Raw genomic sequence first — 18,673 nt, forward strand, 5'->3', positions numbered from 1 at the left:
GATCGGACTAGTGTTGCGCCGTTTCGAACAGCGACTTCAATGAAAACGCTTCGTCGGCCAGGCATGCCGGATCGAGTGGCACGGCTTCGGAGATCACGCGCTTGCTGAGCATAAAATCCTGCGCGCGATTGATGCAATCGACTGCGAGGAGCCGCCCTTCCTTCAGGTAGAAGGCGCTGAAACTGCGGCCTGTGTCGCGCGTCCCGCGCACAACGACCTGGTCGTAACCCGTGTTGAGGCCCGCAATCTGCAGCTTGATGTCGTATTGGTCGGACCAGAACCACGGTGTCGCACGATACGGCTTATCCTTGCCGCACAGCGCCGCGGCGGCTGCTTTCGCCTGTTCAGTCGCGTTGGGGACCGATTCAAGTCGGATGCGGCCGTAGTACGGCGACGGATGTAGCGTGCAGTCGCCCGCCGCGACGATGTCCGGGTCTGAGGTCCGCGCGCACTCATCGACGACGATGCCGTTATCGACATCGAGCCCGGCCGCTTGTGCGAGCTCGACATTAGGCACCACGCCAACGCCGATCACGACCAGGCTCGCAGGGAGCGCCGTGCCGTCGTTTAGCACGATCCGCTTGACGTGCCCATCGCCCTCGAAACGATCGACGGTGACACTCGTGCGGATATCGACACCCTCTTCCCGATGCACGCGCTCGAAGAAGCCAGACACCTCCGGCGCAGTGACACGCGCGAGCACGCGCGGCGCCATTTCCAGCACGGTTACATGCATACCGAGACGCCTGAGCACAGCCGCCGTCTCCAGCCCGATGTAGCCGCCGCCGACAATTGCAGCGTACCCGCCCGGCTGCACGTGGCGGCGAATACGATCGATGTCTGCGATGCCGCGCAGGTAATGTACGCCTTCGAGTTGCGCGCCGGGGAGCGCAACGGTCCGCACACGTGTACCGGTGCAGAGCGCGAGCTTGTCGTAGGCGAGCGATGCGCCATCGCGCAGCATCACTGACTTGCGCTCCCGATCGATCGCGACGACCCGCTCGCCCAGACAAAACTCGATGCCGAGTTTGCCGTAAGCGTCCTCGGCCCGGATCAGCAGATCGTTGCTGCTCTTTTCGCCCAGCAAATACGCCTTCGACAATGGCGGCCGATGATACGGCAAATGGGCTTCGTCGCCGACCACAATGATGCGCCCTTGCCACCCTTCTTGCCGAAGGCTCGGCGCAAGTTGCGCCGCCGCATGGCTCGCGCCGACGATGATGCAGGTCCTTTCCACGATGCCTCCTTGCTATCGCCGATCCCGTCTCATGCGACCACCACAGGCCATGCGCCGCCGTGCTGCTTTAGCACTTCCTCGTTGTGTTCGCCAAGCATCGGCGGCGAGCGGTCGATCCGCGTCGGCGTGGCGGAGAAGTTCAGCGGATTATTGATGATCTTGAATTCGCCGCCCTTCGGGTGCGGCAGCGTCTTCAACAAGTTGTCGACGACGTGCGGATCGCTGAACACTTCGGGCCACGTGCGCACCGCGCCGTAGATCGCGCCCGCCGCAGACAGCCTCCCTTCCCACGCGTCGAGATCCCGGGTCGAGAAGATCGCGGCGAGCCGTTCGTTGACGAGTTCACGATTCGCAAGACGTGCAGCCTTCGTCGCGAAGCGCTCGTCGGTCTTGAGCTCCGGTGCATCGAGCGCGTCGCACAGCACCTGCCAGAACTTGTCGTTGATCGTGATGATCATGATGTCGCGGCCGTCGGACGTCGCGTACGTGTTGTTCGGCACGATGTCCCAGTGCTGGTTGCCCATGCGCAAGGGTGTCTTCGAAGTCAGATCGAAATACACATCGCGCGGCACCTGGCTGAATATGCTCGCGTCGAGCATTGACAGGTCGACGCGCTGTCCTTCGCCTGTGCGCTCGCGCGCCTGCAACGCGGTGAGCATGCCGATCGCCGCGAGCAGCGCGGTAACAAGATCCGAGAAAGGAAATCCCGTCTTGAGCGGACCGGATTCTTGCGTACCCGTGACCTGCATCACGCCCGAGATGGCCTGAATGATCATATCGAGCGCAGGGCGATTGCGGTCGGGGCCGTTGCGGTCGAAGCCCGAGATCGAGCAGTAGACGAGGCGCGGGTTCAGTTCGCGTAGCGCTTCATAGCCGATGCCGACGCGTTCCGTAAAGCCCGGTCGAAAATTTTCAACCAGCACGTCGGCCTCGGCGGCGAGCGCACGCGCGGCAGCCTGTCCTTCCTCCGTCTTCAGATCGAGCACGATGCCGCGCTTGTTGCGATTCACGCCAAGAAAGAACGCGCCGTCGCCGTTGAGCGTTGTCTCGCCAGAGCGGCGGAACGGATCGCCTTCCGGCTGCTCGACCTTGATCACGTCGGCGCCGCAATCGCCGAGCATCATCGTCGCGAACGGGCCGGTCATCATCTGCGTGAAATCGAGCACCTTCAGGCCCTGCAGCGCCGTCTTCATGCTTTGTCCTTTTCGGTGTAGAACGCTTCGCGCTCGTGGTTCGACGCACGCACGCCCTTGTCGCGGCGCTGCTTCATGAAGTTGTACTCGTCGGCTTCGTAACGCACGTTGGTGGCGAGTGTATGCAGAACGTGACCGTAGGAGAACTGGGCGTCGATGCCGAGCGCATTCATCGCCAGATTCGTCGCGGCCTTGCCCATTACGATGCCGTCGCGTGGCAAACGTACGATGCGCTCCGCCCATTCCTCGCCCGCTTCGAGGAGCGACGCGCGTGGCACGACCTTGTTGACGAAACCGTTCGCGAGACAGGTTTGCGCGTCCCAGACGTCAGCCATCAGCAATAGTTCGCGCGCCTTGCGCGGACCGAGCGTCATCATCTCCCAGGCGGCGAAGTAGGCAGCGCCTGACAGCCCGAGCTTCTGCTCCGGATGTCCCATCTTCGCGGTGTCAGCCGCGATGACGAGATCCGACGCTTCGGCCAGGTACAAACCTCCGCCGAGACAATAGCCCTTGACCAGCGACAGCGTTGGCTTGAGAAACTTGAAAATCCGCTCAAAGCGTTCGATATAGCGCTTGTCGTGCAACAGCCGCGCACGCTGGCTCGGCTTGCGCGGACGCCCCTTGTCGTCGTACGTGGTCTCTCCGTATTCGGTGCCGACTTCAGCCAGATCGTGGCCGGTCGTGAAGTCTTCGCCAGCGCCTTGCAGCACGACCACGCGCACGTCGTCGTCGGCTTCGGCCCGGTCGTAGCCGTCCATGAGTTGATCGAGCATGGCGCTCGTCATCGCGTTTTTCTTCTCCGGGCGGTTGATCGTGATGTAGGCCCGGCCGTCCTTCGCGATGTAGTCGATGCTGCCTGTCATGGGTATTCTCCTGTCCTGTGTGGTCTGCGTCAGTTGTTCAGATTGATCGCGACCGCCTTGACCTCGGTGTAGAGCTCGATCGCCTCGAAGCCGCGTTCGCGGCCCCAGCCCGATTGCTTGTAGCCGCCGTAGGGCAGGGTCGCGTCGGGCGACGAGAGCGCGTTCACGTTGACGATGCCCGCCTGCATGCGGCGCGCCATCTTGTGCGCGCGGCCGATGTCCTTCGTCCAGATGCTGGCCGCGAGCCCGTATGTCGACGCATTCGCGGTCGCGGAAATGCGCTCGAGGTCGTCGTCGTCGAAGGACATCGCGCACAGCACCGGCCCGAAGATTTCCTCGTCATGCACCTTCATGCCGGGCTTGACGCCGGTCAGAACGGTGGGTTGCACGAAGTAGCCGCGTTCGCCCGACGAGCCGCCACCCGCGTAGAGCGTTGCGCCCTCTTCCTGTCCGCTGTGGATGTAGCCCGCGACGCGATCGAGCTGGCGCCGCGAGATGACGGGACCCATGTCCGTGCCAGCGTCGAGGCCGTGGCCCATCTTCATGCCGTTCGCGCGCTTGGCGATGAGCTCCAGCATTGGCTCGAACACGCGTTCGTGGACGTAGAGCCGCGAACCCGCCGCGCAAATCTGCCCGGCATGAAAGAAGATCGACGAGCACACGCCCGCGGCCGCGGCTTCGAGGTTCGCGTCGGGAAAGACGATCACGGGAGACTTGCCGCCCAGTTCCAGTGAGACGCGCTTGAGGTTGCCGCTCGCTGCCTGCAAAATGCGCCGTCCCGTCTCGCCGGAGCCCGTGAACGCGACCTTGTCGATGCCCGGATGAGCGGCGATCGCGGAGCCGACAGGATTGCCGAAGCCAGTCACGATGTTCAGCACGCCTGGCGGAATCCCGGCTTCCAGCGCGAGTTCGCCTAGCCTGAGCGCCGTGAGAGGGGTCTGCTCCGACGGCTTCATAACGACCACGCAACCCGCTGCGAGGGCGGGCGCGATCTTCCACATCGCCATGTTGAGCGGAAAATTCCACGGAATGATCTGCCCAACCACACCCACCGGTTCGCGCAGCGTGTATGCGTGCCATTCGCCCGGCAGCGACACGTTCGGTGTCTCGCCGCTCATCTTGGTGGTCCAGCCGGCCATGTAGCGCAGCATCTCGATGATGCCCACCACGTCGCCGTTGCGGCAGAACGGCAGCGGCTTGCCGCTGTTGATGCATTCGAGCTGCGCGAGCTCGTCGCCGTGCGCTTCGATCAGATCGGCGAAGCGCAGCATCATGCGCGTGCGTTCCGATGGCGTGATCTTGCGCCACGGTCCTTCCAGCGCGCGACGTGCGGCTTCGACGGCGCGATCCACGTCGGTGGCGGTCGCTTCCGCGACCGTGGCGATCACTTCGCCCGTCGCGGGATCGAGGATGTCGGTGCGCTTGCCTCCATCGGATGCAATCATGCGGCCGTCGATCAGCAGTCCGTGTTCGCGCGAAAGGAAGTCGCGGGCCGCCTCACGCAGCGCCGGATGAAAACTCGTCGTCATGTCAGTGTCCTTCATGGTCAATGTCGTTGTCCCACGTCACTTGCCGAGCAGCTGCCGCGCGATGATCAGCCGATGAATCTCGTTGGTGCCTTCGAGAATCTGGTTCAGCTTCGCGTCGCGCATGAAGCGCTCGACGGGATATTCGGTCGAGTAGCCGTATGAGCCGTGCACCTGCACAGCTTCGAGCGCGGCTTCCATGGCGACGTCGGTGACATAGCACTTCGCCATCGACGAAAGCAGCGTGAGGCGGCTCGTGTCGCCCGCGTCGATTTCCTGCGTGCTCGTGTAGAGCAGCGTGCGCGCGGCCTCGATCTTCATCGCCATGTCGGCGAGCTTGAACTGGATCGCCTGAAAGTCGCCGATCCGCTTGCCGAACTGGCGGCGGTCCTTCGCGTATTGCACCGACTCGTCGAGCGCCGCCTGCGCGAGCCCGAGCGACGACGCCGCGACCGAAGGCCGGTTCAGGTCGAGAATCCGCATGCAGGCCTTGAATCCGTGGCCTTCCTCGCCGAGCAGGCAATCGGCATCGACGCGCATGTTCTCGAAGAACACCTGATAGGTCGGCGAGCCGTGGCGGCCCATTTTCACTTCCTTGCGGCCGACCTTGAGGCCCGGCGTCTTCGTATCGACGAGGAACACGCTGATGCCCTCGTGCCCGCGCCCTTCCGACGTACGCGCGAAAACGAGCATGAAGTGCGCTTGCGCGGCCCACGTTATCCAGCTCTTCTGTCCGTCGATCACATACGACGCGCCGTCGCGGCGGGCCGTGGTGCGGATCGCGGAGACGTCGGAACCGGCCTCCGGCTCCGTGATCGCGACCGACGAGATCGTGCGGCCCTTCGCGGCTTCCGGCAGATAGCGCGCCCTTTGTGCGTCGGTGCCGAAATGCAGCAACGGCAGAATGAGGCCGATCGAGTTGTTCGCACACAGCGTCGAGGCGGCCAGCGACACCTTGCCGATCTCCTCCTTCGCGATGCACACCGAGGTCAGATTGCCGCCCGGTCCGCCGTATTCCTCCGGTATCCACATCTGCAAGAGGCCGAGATCGCCGAACACTTCGACGAGCGCATCCGGAAAATCACGCGTCTCCTCCATTTCCGCGACGAGGGGGCGCACCTGTTCGTCCGCGACCCTGCGCACCATGTCGCGCAACATTTCCTGTTCTTCGCTGAACTTCACCTTGTTCTCCTCATATGCGTTGCGTCACGGCAGCGTCACGTCGCGAAAGCCGAGCGCGCGCATCGCAGGCTCGTCGCTCACGCAAATCAGTTGCGCCTGTTCGGACAGGCTCTCGATCGTGAACGCGTGCCAGCAGGGAATGGCGATCACATCGCCGCGCGTGAGCTCGACGGCGCCCAGCGGCTCGACGGTGATCCGCACGTGCCCGCTCATGACCGTGTACAGGTTGTTGTCGATGCGCGGTCGCTGTTCCTCGCGTGCGCCACGCGCCAGGCCGATCGACTGCACGCCGATGGTCTTCAGACAATCGGTGGCGAGTTCGAAAGTGCCGTGTTCGCGCGCGCCGCGCTCCAGGTCGGCGCGCTTGTGACGCATCGGCGAATCCGGTTCGTGCGACGTCACCGGTTCGTTGCGCCGCGGATGATCCTCGAAGAACATGCATTCGAGGTTCTGCACCAGCGGCACATCGAGAAAGTCGATCCAGAAAGCGGGCTCGTCGCCGAAGTTGCTGTGGCCGTGCCAGTGCCACGACGGTGTGAGCACCACATCGCCCGGCGCGACGTCGATCTGCACGCCGTTGACGATCGTGAAAGTGCGCTCGCCCGCATCGAGAATCAGGCGCAGTGCGTTGGGCGAATGCCGGTGCGAACGCGCGGTCTCGCCGGGCAGCACAAGCTGATACGCGGCCACCAGATTGCGGCAGGTCGGGTAGATGTTGTCGGCAATCGGATCGACCATGATCAGATTGCGCCGCTCCGCCTGCTCGGGCGAGACGAAGGCACACGCGGCATCGAGCGCGGCGCGGGCATCGGCATAGCGCCACACTGCGGGCACGAAACGCGGCCGTGGCGCCGGCCACATCTGCGGCACTTTCTTCGCCCAGCCCGGCGAGAGCGCGCGGGCCTGCAAGTCATCAAAGTAACCTTGAGGCGCGGCGGGCGCCTGTGTGACCGTGTGCGACATTGCTGCTCCCTGTTCGTTTGTCTGCATACGAAGCGGCGCGCGTTATACCGCCAGACCGGCTTTCGCCTTGTCCCACACGGCGTGCATGCCGAGTTCACCCTGACGCACGTCGAGCGTCATCGAGCCGACGCCGTCGATCACGATCTCCAGCACGTCGCCGTCCTCGACGGGACCGACGCCAGCCGGCGTGCCGCTCGCGATGATGTCGCCCGGTTCGAGCGTCATCACGGCCGAGGACATCGCGATCATCTCGGGAATGTCGACGATCAGATTGCGCGTCGAAGCCGACTGACGTTCCTCGCCGTTCACGAAGAGACGCATCTCGATGTTGTCGAAATCGGCGATTTCATCGGCGGTCGTGATCCAAGGCCCGGTCGGGCAGAACGTGTCGAAGGACTTGCGCATCACACGCTCCTCCTTGCCGCGCACGACCATGTCGAGCAGACACGTGAAGCCGAACACATAGTCGCGCGCATCGGCCCGCGTCACGCCGCGCCCTCGCCTGCCGATCACAACGCCGAGCTCGCACTCGTGATGAATCTCGCGGCCAGCGAGAGGCGGCAGGACGATGTCGTCCGCGGGACCGCTCAGACTAGAGTTCGCCTTCAGGAAGAAGCCCTGGCCGCTCGCCTTGTAGGTCGAGATCACGCCGCTGCCGGAGCCATGCTTCATCTCGTCGATATGCGCGAGATAGTTCGCGGGAAACGCGATGATCTTGTTCGGCCACTGCACGGGCGCTTCGAGCCGAACCTCGGCGAGCGGCCTGCTTTCGCGTCGTGTCAGTGCATCGTGCAGCGCGGGGCTGCGCGTCTGCCAGTCGGCGATCAGGCGCACCATGCCGATGGGCGGCCATGTGCCCGGTTCTGCGCCCGCAAGATCGGTGATATCGATGACACGCTCGCCATCCACCATGCCGATACGGCCTTGATCGAATGTGACGAGCTTCATCGCGTGGCCACCTCTTCGGTGACGACCGCCTCGGGCTTCACCGGATACACGCCGCGAATCACGTCGATCAACGCCTGCGCATCTTCGGGTGCCGCGTCGGCGCGCCATGCCACGTGCCCATCCGGACGCACGAGCACGAGTGCGCGCTCGTACACGGCACGTGCCGCGTCATTGCCGATATCGACGACCGTGAAAGGCACGCCCGCGCGTTGCGCCGCGTCGCGCAGCGTTTCCACATCGAGCGATGCGTCGAAGCGCAGCAGCACGAAACTCTGGCCGAACAGGTCGAGCGTGGAGCGGCCGGGCGCGAGCCACACATGCGGCGCGCGATGGCCCGGACGCGAAGTCTGCACATAGGTGCTGATCGTGTCCTCGGGCTCCGGCGTGCCATCGGGGACAACGATCGACGAGCCTTCGTACCGGAAGCCCAAATGAATACCGATCGTGTACCACTCGCGCTTCATCATCGCCGTGTAGGCATCGCCGAAAACACGGCGCGCCTCATCGCCCGCTTCGCCCGACTCGAACACGGCGGGGCTCAGATTCTTGCGTGGCGTGAGCATGAGCTTGAGATTGTTGGTCGCCTCGTTGACGTTGCGGATGGCAACCGGACGGCGTTCAAACTCGTACGTATCGAGCAGATGTTCGCCGCCCCACCCCTCGACCATCGCCTGCAGCTTCCAGCCGAGGTCCACGGAGTCCTGGATGCCCATGTTCATGCCGAAGCCCCCAGTGGGTGAAGTCAGGTGGGCGGCGTCGCCTGCGATCTTCACGCGCGCGGTGCCGTAGTTGTCCGCGACAAGCTGGCGACGAATCCACGGCATCACCGACAAGATCCTGAAATCGAAGTCATCGCGGCCTACAGCGCGCCGGAAAGCCTTCGCCACATCCTCTTCTGAGAGCGTGCGCATCGTGCCGTCGCCGACGATTGAAAAGCGCCACTGGTCCCGCCCATTGATCGCGACCACCGTGCTCCATGTGCCTTCTGGTCCGATGAAGATGTAGCGATAGCCAGGCTTCTTGTCGTGCAGCGCTTCGAGCCCCTTGCATTCGATAATCGCGTTGGTTGTATAAGTCAGCGCGGGCGTACCGGTCATGCGGATCCCGAGGTTCTCCTTCACGCGGCTCGCGCCGCCGTCGCAACCGACGAGATATTGGCACTCGATCGTATCTTCCTTGCCCGATCCCAGGTCGCGCACGGTCACGCAAACGCCGTCGTCATGCTCTTCATGCGATACGTATTCGGTGCAATAGCGGAACTGCACCTTACCCGTCTTCTGCGCGAAGCGCGTCAGCACGGGGTCGAAGAAATTCTGCGGGCAGCGCTCGCGTTTTTGCGGGCTCTGCTCGGGGCGCGCTTCATCCCGCACGCTCGGAAACTGCTCGCGGCCGAATTCATAGCCGCCCGCCAGTTGCGATACCCAGGCGTAGTCCTGCGGATAGTCCCGGTTGTAGCCCGCGTTCTCGACATCCTCGACGATGCCCCAGCGGCGGCAGAACTCCATCGTGCGGATGCCGACCATGTCCATCTTGGGCTGCGACACGGTGCCGTCGCTGCGTTCGATGAGCACGCAAGGAACGCCTCGCCACCCGAGATCGCCTGCGAGGGAAAGGCCGATCGGCCCCGCTCCAATAATGACGACCGGGGCGTGCCCGCTCGCTTCGATTTGCGCCATAGCTGAATGCTCCATCATGCTCCACGTGTCGTTAGAACCTACGTCGCACCGCCTTGCTTTTCGACAGCGGCACCTCGATGTGAAGCCACTCTAGCAAGCACCCCCGTGCCTCGACCAATACTGTTTGCAGAGGAATTCAGAGGATTTCCCTCTGATATGCACCCAAGTTTCTTCCTCTCAATGGATCGGAAAAACGTATTGGTTTCTGGCCCATATGCGTGGCTATCCTGTGAAGCAGCCGATAGGCCGAGACGCTTCGGCAGCCGACAAAAGCCAACATCAGGAGACACGACACCATGCCCGCCATCCGCACCGACTAATCGCGCCTCGCGACGGTTCTTCAACGAGGCCGGCCTGTCCGCAAGTCCGGATGCATGGCCGTCGATTCGCATCCGCGCCGCGCATTTTCCGTTTGCGGCGCCGCATTTCAAAGGTTCACCATGACCACCCCCGAACGTCCCTGGTATCGCTGGTATGTGCTGTTCATCCTGACGCTGATCTACGCCTTCGGCTACGTCGACCGGCAGATCGTGACCATCCTCGCGCCCTATCTGAAGAAGGATCTGGGCGTGTCCGACGCGCAGCTCGGCCTGCTCTACGGCACATCTTTTGCGCTGTTCTACTGCGTGTTCGGCATTCCGCTCGCGCGTCTCGCCGACGGCTGGAGCCGCGTGCGCACGCTCGCGCTCGGGCTGTCGTTCTGGTCGCTGATGACGGCGCTGTCCGGGTTGTCGCGCAACTTCGTGCAACTGGGCACGGCGCGCATCGGGGTGGGCATCGGCGAGGCAAGCGCCACGCCTGCCGCCGTCTCGCTGCTCGGCGACTACTTCGAGCGCGCGCGGCGCGGTACGGTGCTCGCGCTCTATTCCGTCGGCGTGTATGTCGGTGCGGGCGCATCGCTCGCGATTGGCGGCTCAATCGTGTCGGCATGGGAGCGCTCCTTCGGGCACGGCAATGCGCCGCTCGGACTGACGGGCTGGCAGGCGTCCTTCATCGGCGTCGGCGTGCCGGGCATGCTGTTCGCGCTGATCGTGATGCTGACGGTTCGCGAGCCGACGCGCGGCCGGCTCGACACCGTGCCTGCCAGGAAGGACCCGCATCCGTTCGCGAGCGCCGTGCGGGATCTCGGCTCGATGATTCCGCCGTGGAGCTGGCTGCGGCTTCAGGCGCTTGGCGCCCCGCGCCGCGAATACGCGCGCAACTTCGTCTATCTGCTCATTTCCGTCGCGCTCGTGATCGTCGCCACGTGGGGCACGAACCAAGTGCTTTCGGCAGGCCGCAAGGCCGTGATCGCGACGGTCGGCGGCTTCGATATCACGAGTAACCTCGTGCAATGGGTCGCCATCGCGGTTGCGTTTTACGTGTGCTCCAACTGGTATCAGGCCACGCGGCTCAGCGACGCGTACGCGCACCGCCTCATCACGGGATCGCGGACCTTCGCGGCCGTCACCGTCGCGGGCGCTTTCCTCGCGTTCGCGATGAATGCGGTCAACGCCTTCGTGTTCGTCTACGCGAGCCGCACGCTCGGCCTGACCGCTAGCGCCGGCCTGCATCTGGGCGTTATCGCGATCATTGCGGGCGGATCGGGCATCAGCGTGAGCGGCTACCTGTGCGACTGGGCCAAGCGCAAGCACGCATTCGGCCGCCTTTATTTCGTCTGCGTGACCGCGACCGCGTTCAGCGCGGCGAGCGTGGTGCAGTACCTGACGCAAAACGTCACGGTGTTCTATTGCGCCTATGCAGTCGCGACATTCTTCGTCCCGATGTGGTTCGGTCCGCTTCAGGCGACCACGCAGGATCTCGTCATTCCGCGACTGCGCGGCACGGCGTTCGCCGCATTTTCGCTCGGGCCGAACATTTTCGGGCTGGGGCTCGGGCCGTACTTCGTCGGCATCGTCAGCGATGCATCTGGCGATCTGAGACTCGCGATTCTCATCGCGATCGGTGTGCTGCCCGTTTCGATCGGCGCGCTGCTGTTCGCGACCCGCTCACTGTTGCAGGGCGAAGCAGATGCCCATGCGGAGCTCGAGCGCTTCAATGCCGAAACGCGCGGTGACGGTTACGTGGAAGTCGGCGGTCCGCAGTTGATGCACTGAGGCCCCGTACTCGCTCGCTTTGCGGTTTTGCTATCCCGTCGATGAGGAATCAGACAATGAGGTCATCAGCATGAAGGTATTGGTTACGGTCAAACGCGCCGTCGATCACAACGTGAAGGTGCGCGTCAAATCCGATCATAGCGGCGTCGAACTCGACAACGTGAAGATGTCGATCAATCCGTTCTGTGAAATCGCCGTCGAAGAGGCCGTTCGTCTGAAGGAAAAAGGTATCGCGACAGAAATCGTCGCGGTGTCAGTCGGCCCCGCCGCTGCACAGGAGCAATTGCGCACGGCGCTCGCGATCGGCGCGGACCGGGCGATTCTGGTCGAGACGACCGGGACGCCCGGCGCGCTCGCCGTCGCGAAGCTGTTGAAGGCGGTCGTCGAACGCGAAGCACCGCAGCTCGTCCTGCTCGGCAAGCAGGCGATCGACAGCGACAACAATCAGACGGGCCAGATGCTTGCCGCGCTCACGAACTGGCCGCAAGGCACGTTTGCCTCGAGCGTCGACGTCGACGTCGCCGTCGACGTCGACGCGCATCGCGTGACAGTGACGCGCGAAGTGGACGGTGGCCTGCAGACGGTACAACTGCGACTGCCCGCCGTCGTCACGGCCGACTTGCGTCTTAACGAGCCACGTTACACGACGCTGCCCAGCATCATGAAGGCGAAGAAGAAACCATTCGAAACGCTAGCGGCGAGCGCGCTCGGCGTTTCGGTCGGGACGACGCTCGAAACACTGCGTGTCGAGCCGCCCGCCGAACGCAAGGGCGGCGTAAAGGTGACGTCCGTCGCGCAACTTGTCGACAAGCTCAAGACCGAAGCAAAGGTGATCTGATGGCCATTCTCGTAATCGCAGAACATTCGAACGGCGCGCTCGGCGCGGCCACATTGAACACGATCGCGGCCGCTCGGGCGATCGGCGGCGACATCACGCTGCTCGTGGCCGGGCACTTAGTGCAGGACGTGGCGGCGCAAGCGCGCTGCATCGCACATGTGAAAACCGTGCTCGTCGCCGATCACTCTGAGTATGCGCATCAGTTGCCGGAAAACCTCGCACCGCTCGTCGTGTCGCTGGCAGTCGGCTTTAGCCACGTCCTGTGTGCGGCGAGCTCCCACGGAAAGAACCTGCTGCCGCGCATCGCCGCGTTGCTTGACTCGGACCCCGTTTCCGATATTGTCGCGGTCCTTTCCGCCGACACGTTCAAGCGCCCCATTCATGCAGGTAACGCGATCGCGACCGTACAGTCGGGCGCGGCGATCAAATGCGCAACCGTGCGCGCGACTGCCTTCGCGCCCGTCGATGCAACCGGCGGAAGCGCCGACATCGTGCCCGTCACGGGCGCTGTGGATAGCGGGACCTCAGTCTTCGTTGGCGAGAAAATGGCGCGCTCGGATCGCCCGGACCTCGGCGCTGCGGACATCGTGGTGAGCGGCGGGCGCGGCATGCGCAGCGCGGAGCTGTTCGAGCTGCTCTATCCGCTCGCGGACAAGTTAGGCGCCGCCGTAGGGGCGTCGCGTGCGGCCGTCGATGCGGGTTTCGCGCCGAACGATCTGCAGGTCGGGCAGACCGGAAAGATCGTTGCGCCGCAACTGTATGTCGCCATCGGCATCTCGGGCGCGATCCAGCATCTCGCCGGGATGAAAGACTCGAAGGTGATCGTCGCGATCAATAAGGATGCCGACGCGCCTATCTTCCAAGTGGCGGACTATGGCCTCGTCGGCGATCTGTTCGAGGCGCTGCCGCAACTGCAGGACGCGCTTTGACGCGCGTTTGTTCATCGTTCATTCAGGAGTTTTCGCATGACCTCGCTCACGCAGACATTGGCCGATTTCACTGTTCAGACGCGCTTCGACGATCTTCCCGGGCCCGTCGTGCATGAAACGAAGCGCCTGCTGCTCGATACGATCGGCTGCGCGCTCGGCGCCGTCGATACGCCAAGCGGAAAAATCGCGCTCGACTATGTCGACATGCTCGGTGGCGCGCCGCATGCGAGCGTCGTCGGCTCGGCACGGCGCAGCTCGGCGACGGCGGCCGCGTACGCCAACGCGCGCCTCGCCAATGTGCTCGACGCCGACGACACTTTTCCCACGTCGACACACTTCGGCAACGCCACGGTGTTCTCCGCGCTAGCGCTGGCCGAACTCGACAGTCGCAGCGGCCGCGATCTGCTCGGCGCGATCGCCGTGGGCTTCGATGTCGGCGCACGGATCGGCAGCTGGATGGGCGCGCCGATGCAGATCGAAAACGGCAAGGTGATCGGCTGGAACGAGCTCGGCGGACCTGCTGCGACCATCACGTGGGCAGCTATCGGCGCGTCGGTGCACATCGCGGGTCTGGACGGTAGGCAGGCCAATCACGCGTTCGGTATCGGCGGCAGCAATTCGCCGCAGCCTACGCTGCGCAAATGGGCGGAATCCGTCGAGCAGCCGATGTACAAATACGCCGATGCCGGTTGGTGCGCGGAAATTGGCGTATCGTCCGCGTTGCTTGCGCGACTCGGCAGCACGGGGTTCACGGACATACTCGACGGCGAAAATGCATTCTGGAAGTTCTACGGTTCGCCGGGCCACGACGATCGCGCGCTACTCGCCGGCCTCGGCGACGACTGGCAGATTCTCAATACGACCTACAAGCCCTGGCCGTGCTGCCGCTGGATCCACCACCCCCTGACCGCGTTCGCGCAACTGCTTGAACAGCACGCGCTGCGGCCCGATGAAATCACGCGTGTCGTGGTGCGGGCGAATCCGTTCGCGCTCACGCCCATCTTCCGTGAACAGCAGCCGAAGGATCTTCTCAGCGCCGAGTTCAGCCATGCGCACGCACTCGCCGCCCTCGCCCACGCGATTCCGCCGGGTCCACGCTGGTACGAATCGACAACAATGAATGACTCGCGCATCGCGGCGTTCCGCGAACGCGTGACGGTCACCGCCGAGCCGTCTTCTTCGAACATCGCAGAATGGATGACGGGCGGACAATGGCGCGGGGTGCCTGGCGGCGTCGATATTCATGCGCGCGGCACCGTCTTCAGCGCGACCTCCGATAACGCGACGGGCGACCCCTGGACCGAAACGACGCGTTTCTCGGACGCGCAAGTCCGCAGCAAGTTCGGCGTGATGGCCGGGCTCGATGCGGCAGGCGGCGGCCCGGAGGAACTTCAGCGCGCGGTGCGCGAAGTGACGGACGTGGTCATGGCGCTGGACGAATTGCCGGTCGAACGGCTCACCGCGAGTCTCAGAGCCTTGTTCCTGTGAATGCGCACGCAGGTCACGGAAGCATGAGGGGCGGCGGGCGCGGCGTGATCAGGCCACCGCGCCCCCATCCACCGGCAAGGCGATGCCCGTGACGAAGCTCGCCGCATCGGAACACAGCCACGCGATGCATTCAGCGATCTCTTCGGGCTCGCCGATGCGCCCCATTGGATTCATCGTAGCTGCCAGCTCACCCAGGCGGTCACCGAACTTTCGCTCGACGAAAGGGGTGCGCACGAGTCCCGGGCAGACGGCGTTGACGCGTATGCCGTGTCGCGCGTAATCGACGGCAGCCGATCGCGTCAGTCCGAGCACGCCATGCTTGCCGGCCGTATAGATCGCGTGCCGCGGCTTGCCCACCAAGCCCGTGCGCGACGACACGTTGACGATCGCACCTCCGCTTTCCAGCATGGCCTGGATCTCGTGCTGCATCGAAAGAAATACGCCGCGCAGGTTGACCGACATGAGACGCGTCCAATGTTCGGGCGTGGCGTCGGTCAGATCGATCGGCGTCTCGGACAAGCCGGCATTGTTGACGGCGCAATCGATGCGGCCGTGTTCGCGCAAGGTGCGTGTGACCATCGCTTCGATGGAGTCCGGGCAGGTGACATCGGTCTCGATGAACAGGGCATCGCCGTGGTCGCGACGCAGACGTGAGCCGAGCGCATTGCCCTCCTCGCGGCACCGGTCCGCGATGACGACACGCGCCCCTTCGCGTGCCAGCAGTTCCGCCGTTGCACGGCCGATGCCCGAGGCGCCGCCGGTGATCAACGCGACTTTGCCAGCAAAGCGCGGTGTCTCGGGTGCGCTCACCATGTGACGGGCAAGGCTTCCAGCCGATAAACCTGAGACGTGCTGTTGAACGTCAGCGTCTCGACCGGCACCGCGAGCCGCAATCCAGGCAGACGCCTGAACAGCATGCTGAACACCGTCTGCAGCTCGAGGCGCGCAAGCGGTTGCCCTAGACACTGATGGATGCCGTAGGCGAAAGCTACATGCTCCTGCGGGTTGCGGTGGATATCGAACGTATCAGGGTTTGGGAATACATCAGGATCGCGATTGGCAGCGAAGATCAGCGGGTAGACGCCTTCACCGGCGCGAATCAGGCTTTCTCCGACCACCACGTCCACCGTCGCCACGCGTGCCGAATTGAAGTGCGCAATCGTATGAAAACGCAGCATCTCTTCGACGGCGCTTGCGAGCAACGAAGGATCGGCATCGAGTTCGGCGCGCTGGTCGGGGTGCATCAGCAACGACAGCGTGCCAAGACCGATCTGGCTGCCCGTGGTGCCGTGCCCGGCTGAATACAACAGTGAGGCGATCCGCACCACTTCCTCACGTGTCACGTGTCCGGGACGAATCTGCTCGATGACCAGGCGGCTCAGCATGTCGCGCCCCTCGCCAGGATCGACCTCCTTCTGAGCGATGATCCGGTCCAGATGCGCTTCCATACTGCGCACCGCCTCCTGCACGGTTTCCGGCGACGCGGTGTGATCGTTACGCGTCGTACTCCATGTGCCGAGTTTCGCGTGATCCTCGTACGGCACGCCGAGCAGCGCGGAGATGACCATCGAAGGAAGCGGCTGCGAAAAATGCTCGACGAAATCAAGCGGCGGTCCATGCTGGAGCATCTTGTCGACTAGCTCGTCGATGAGCTCGCGGACCATCGGACGCAGGTCGCTCATGCGCTTCTGCATAAAGTCTTTCGTCAGCATCCGCCGGAAGCGCGCATGATCGGGGTCGTCCATGTTGATGAACGCCTGACGCGATCGTGCTTGCACGGCGCGTGCCGGCGAAACCGACGGATAGCCCGGACGAAACGGATCGACGCTGAAATGCGGGCTTCCGAGGATCGCGCGCACGTCCTCCCAGCGGGTCGCGATCCAGGCTGTCGACCCGTCCCAAAGCCTGACCTTGCTGAGCGGTTGTTCCTCACGCAGCCGTGCATATTCGAGCGGTGGGCTAAGCGGGCCGCCTGGCCGTTGAAACGGAAAGTCGCGTCCGACGTGGTCGTGATCCGTCACATCTCCATCCTTTCGCATGCATGTGGCTCCACGAGATAAAACCGTTATTCCAAGCCGACGTTGCCTGCTGCCGAAACGCCAGGCGTGCCGCGTCCCACCTCCGCTTTCGATCGCGATTGACTGACCTGGAAAGCAAGAAATGCCGATATGAGGAAGAAGGCCGACATCACATAAAGTCCGGTCCGGCTGGTTCCCGTCAGATCCTGCGAAATGCCGAGAATCCACGGCCCGACGAGTCCCGCTGTACTTGCGACTGAGTTGATAAAGGCAATTGCTATCGCCGCGCGCGCACCACTGAAGGACATCGCGGGAATGGTCCAGAACAGCGGCACCGCCGCCTGCACGCCAGCAGCACTGATACAAATGCCGATCAGGCCGACGACGGGCGAATCGACGCGCGCCGTGATCCACAGGCCGACCGCAGAGAGCAGCAAGACGATCAGCAAGTGCCATTTCCGGTCGCCGGTCTTGCGCGAAGTCCATGCCACGAGCGCAATGCCGGCGACCGCTGCCAACCATGGAATCGAGGAGATCAGGCCCGCATGGACGGGATCGACGTGAAAGCGCTCCTGCACGATCTTTGGCAGGAAGTATGTGACGGCCCAGAAGCCGATGATGATCGAGAACTCGAGCGCGATAAAGAGCCATGTCAGCGGGTTGCATACGACGGCCTTGAATTCGCTCAGGCTCGCTTTTGAATGTCCGTGATCCGAAACGGTTCTCAAGCGTAAATAGTCTTGCTCTTCCTGCGTCAGCCATTTTGCCTGCTTCGGTCCATCCGGCAGAATGAAAAGGACCAGGAAGCCCATCAATATGGCGGGAATGCCTTCCAGCGCGAAGGCCCAGCGCCAACCGGCGATGCCTGCTACGCCCTCCATCAGAAGAAGTCCGGCAGTCACGACAGAGCCGAGCGCGAGCGAAACGGGCACGCTTAGTTCGAGCGTCAAATAGGCCTGGCCGAGCAGATGTCGCGGATACCAAAAAGTTAGGTAAAACAGCACACCGGGAAAGAACCCTGCTTCGGCGGCACCAAGAACAAAGCGCAGCGTGTACAGCATCGGCACGCTGTGCGTTGCCGCGAGCAGGCAAGTGACGATACCCCAGCTAATCATGATCCGCGCGATCCAGCGTCTCGCGCCGAAGCGCACGATCGCCATATTCGATGGCACTTCGAACACGAGGTAGCCGAGAAAGAAGATACCGGCGGCGAAACCGAAAGCGGATGCCGTGAGATGCAGTTCTTTGGAGATGGGGGAAAATAGAACGCCGAGGTTGGCGCGATCGATATAGTTGATGAAGAAACACAAAATGAGGATCGGTACTATCCGCATCGTCACCTTCCGGAAAATCTTCCGTTCGATGGCGGCATGCATGTCGGACCGTTCGGGACCTTGCGCGACTGGGTTGAGTTGCATCGTCTCCTCACTAGTGAGAGTAATTGGGCACTGTCGACCGTTCTTTCACCGCTTCTTCATGGCGGCATTGCAAGCGTCAGGCAGGAGTCGAAAGCGGGCCGCGCGGCGACAGTGCCGCGCCGGTCTCACGCCAATCGCGAAGACGACCGTGTACCCCGGGCCGCGAAATACTTTGCTCGTGGTCCGTGCGTTCAGGTTGGCTCGCTGAGGGTCATGCGCGGCTCGGGCGTCATGCCACGCGCATTTCGTTCCGTCTGGATACGTTTGTCTGTCGTTAGCTTATGCGCGAGCGAATGAG

Annotated in this window: 15 protein-coding genes; 4 read left to right on the forward strand and 11 right to left on the reverse strand. The window is 63.4% G+C overall.

Going from position 1 to position 18,673, the window contains the following annotated elements; translation table 11 throughout:
- Positions 1-7 precede the first annotated feature (7 nt).
- Genes AB3X94_RS17695 through AB3X94_RS17730 form a run of 8 tightly spaced genes read right to left on the reverse strand, consistent with a single transcriptional unit; the run spans position 8 to position 9,588 of the window.
- Positions 8-1,237: an NAD(P)/FAD-dependent oxidoreductase gene (locus AB3X94_RS17695; protein ID WP_368612205.1), complete on the reverse strand. Its 1,230-nt coding sequence runs from the start codon at positions 1,235-1,237 to the stop codon at positions 8-10.
- A 29-nt stretch (positions 1,238-1,266) separates the two neighbouring features.
- The gene (locus tag AB3X94_RS17700; protein ID WP_368612206.1) at positions 1,267-2,430 is read right to left on the reverse strand and encodes a CaiB/BaiF CoA transferase family protein; all 1,164 of its coding nucleotides are present in this window, start codon (positions 2,428-2,430) and stop codon (positions 1,267-1,269) included.
- Positions 2,427-3,293: an enoyl-CoA hydratase-related protein gene (locus AB3X94_RS17705; RefSeq protein ID WP_368612207.1), complete on the reverse strand. Its 867-nt coding sequence runs from the start codon at positions 3,291-3,293 to the stop codon at positions 2,427-2,429. The genes AB3X94_RS17700 and AB3X94_RS17705 overlap by 4 nt, the downstream gene beginning before the upstream one ends.
- A gap of 29 nt (positions 3,294-3,322) precedes the next feature.
- The gene (locus tag AB3X94_RS17710; RefSeq protein WP_368612271.1) at positions 3,323-4,822 is read right to left on the reverse strand and encodes an aldehyde dehydrogenase; all 1,500 of its coding nucleotides are present in this window, start codon (positions 4,820-4,822) and stop codon (positions 3,323-3,325) included.
- A 36-nt stretch (positions 4,823-4,858) separates the two neighbouring features.
- Positions 4,859-6,001: an acyl-CoA dehydrogenase family protein gene (locus tag AB3X94_RS17715; protein ID WP_184225736.1), complete on the reverse strand. Its 1,143-nt coding sequence runs from the start codon at positions 5,999-6,001 to the stop codon at positions 4,859-4,861.
- 24 nt (positions 6,002-6,025) lie between these two features.
- Positions 6,026-6,964: a cupin domain-containing protein gene (locus tag AB3X94_RS17720; RefSeq protein ID WP_176107937.1), complete on the reverse strand. Its 939-nt coding sequence runs from the start codon at positions 6,962-6,964 to the stop codon at positions 6,026-6,028.
- Between the two features lie 42 nt (positions 6,965-7,006).
- Positions 7,007-7,912 (reverse strand): fumarylacetoacetate hydrolase family protein, encoded by a 906-nt coding sequence (locus AB3X94_RS17725; protein WP_368612208.1) that lies wholly within the window; start codon positions 7,910-7,912, stop codon positions 7,007-7,009.
- A complete protein-coding gene (locus AB3X94_RS17730; RefSeq protein ID WP_184225733.1) occupies positions 7,909-9,588 on the reverse strand; it encodes an FAD-dependent oxidoreductase in 1,680 nt (559 codons plus the stop codon). The genes AB3X94_RS17725 and AB3X94_RS17730 overlap by 4 nt, the downstream gene beginning before the upstream one ends.
- A gap of 440 nt (positions 9,589-10,028) precedes the next feature.
- Between AB3X94_RS17730 and AB3X94_RS17735 the strand changes: the two genes are divergently transcribed.
- The 4 genes from AB3X94_RS17735 to AB3X94_RS17750 all read left to right on the forward strand — a co-directional run bounded on the left by AB3X94_RS17735 (position 10,029) and on the right by AB3X94_RS17750 (position 14,939).
- Positions 10,029-11,684 carry a spinster family MFS transporter gene (locus AB3X94_RS17735; protein ID WP_368612209.1) on the forward strand — a complete coding sequence of 552 codons (1,656 nt, stop codon included), beginning with the start codon at positions 10,029-10,031 and terminating at the stop codon, positions 11,682-11,684.
- A 70-nt stretch (positions 11,685-11,754) separates the two neighbouring features.
- Positions 11,755-12,522 carry an electron transfer flavoprotein subunit beta/FixA family protein gene (locus AB3X94_RS17740; RefSeq protein ID WP_368612210.1) on the forward strand — a complete coding sequence of 256 codons (768 nt, stop codon included), beginning with the start codon at positions 11,755-11,757 and terminating at the stop codon, positions 12,520-12,522.
- On the forward strand, positions 12,522-13,451 hold the full coding sequence (locus AB3X94_RS17745) for an electron transfer flavoprotein subunit alpha/FixB family protein (RefSeq protein ID WP_368612211.1): 930 nt from the start codon (positions 12,522-12,524) through the stop codon (positions 13,449-13,451). Before AB3X94_RS17740 ends, AB3X94_RS17745 begins: the two co-directional genes overlap by 1 nt.
- A gap of 36 nt (positions 13,452-13,487) precedes the next feature.
- Positions 13,488-14,939 carry an MmgE/PrpD family protein gene (locus AB3X94_RS17750; protein WP_368612212.1) on the forward strand — a complete coding sequence of 484 codons (1,452 nt, stop codon included), beginning with the start codon at positions 13,488-13,490 and terminating at the stop codon, positions 14,937-14,939.
- A gap of 48 nt (positions 14,940-14,987) precedes the next feature.
- Here the strand turns inward: AB3X94_RS17750 and AB3X94_RS17755 are convergent, their stop codons facing one another.
- The 3 genes from AB3X94_RS17755 to AB3X94_RS17765 are packed head-to-tail and all read right to left on the reverse strand — an operon-like array spanning position 14,988 to position 18,375.
- Positions 14,988-15,752, reverse strand: a complete 765-nt coding sequence (locus AB3X94_RS17755; protein ID WP_368612213.1) for a glucose 1-dehydrogenase — start codon at positions 15,750-15,752, stop codon at positions 14,988-14,990.
- The gene (locus AB3X94_RS17760) at positions 15,746-16,978 is read right to left on the reverse strand and encodes a cytochrome P450 (RefSeq protein ID WP_368612214.1); all 1,233 of its coding nucleotides are present in this window, start codon (positions 16,976-16,978) and stop codon (positions 15,746-15,748) included. Before AB3X94_RS17760 ends, AB3X94_RS17755 begins: the two co-directional genes overlap by 7 nt.
- A 26-nt stretch (positions 16,979-17,004) precedes the next feature.
- Positions 17,005-18,375: an MFS transporter gene (locus AB3X94_RS17765; RefSeq protein WP_368612215.1), complete on the reverse strand. Its 1,371-nt coding sequence runs from the start codon at positions 18,373-18,375 to the stop codon at positions 17,005-17,007.
- Positions 18,376-18,673 lie beyond the last annotated feature (298 nt).

Source organism: Paraburkholderia sp. BR10923 (genome assembly GCF_040948765.1).
Lineage (GTDB): Bacteria > Pseudomonadota > Gammaproteobacteria > Burkholderiales > Burkholderiaceae > Paraburkholderia > Paraburkholderia youngii.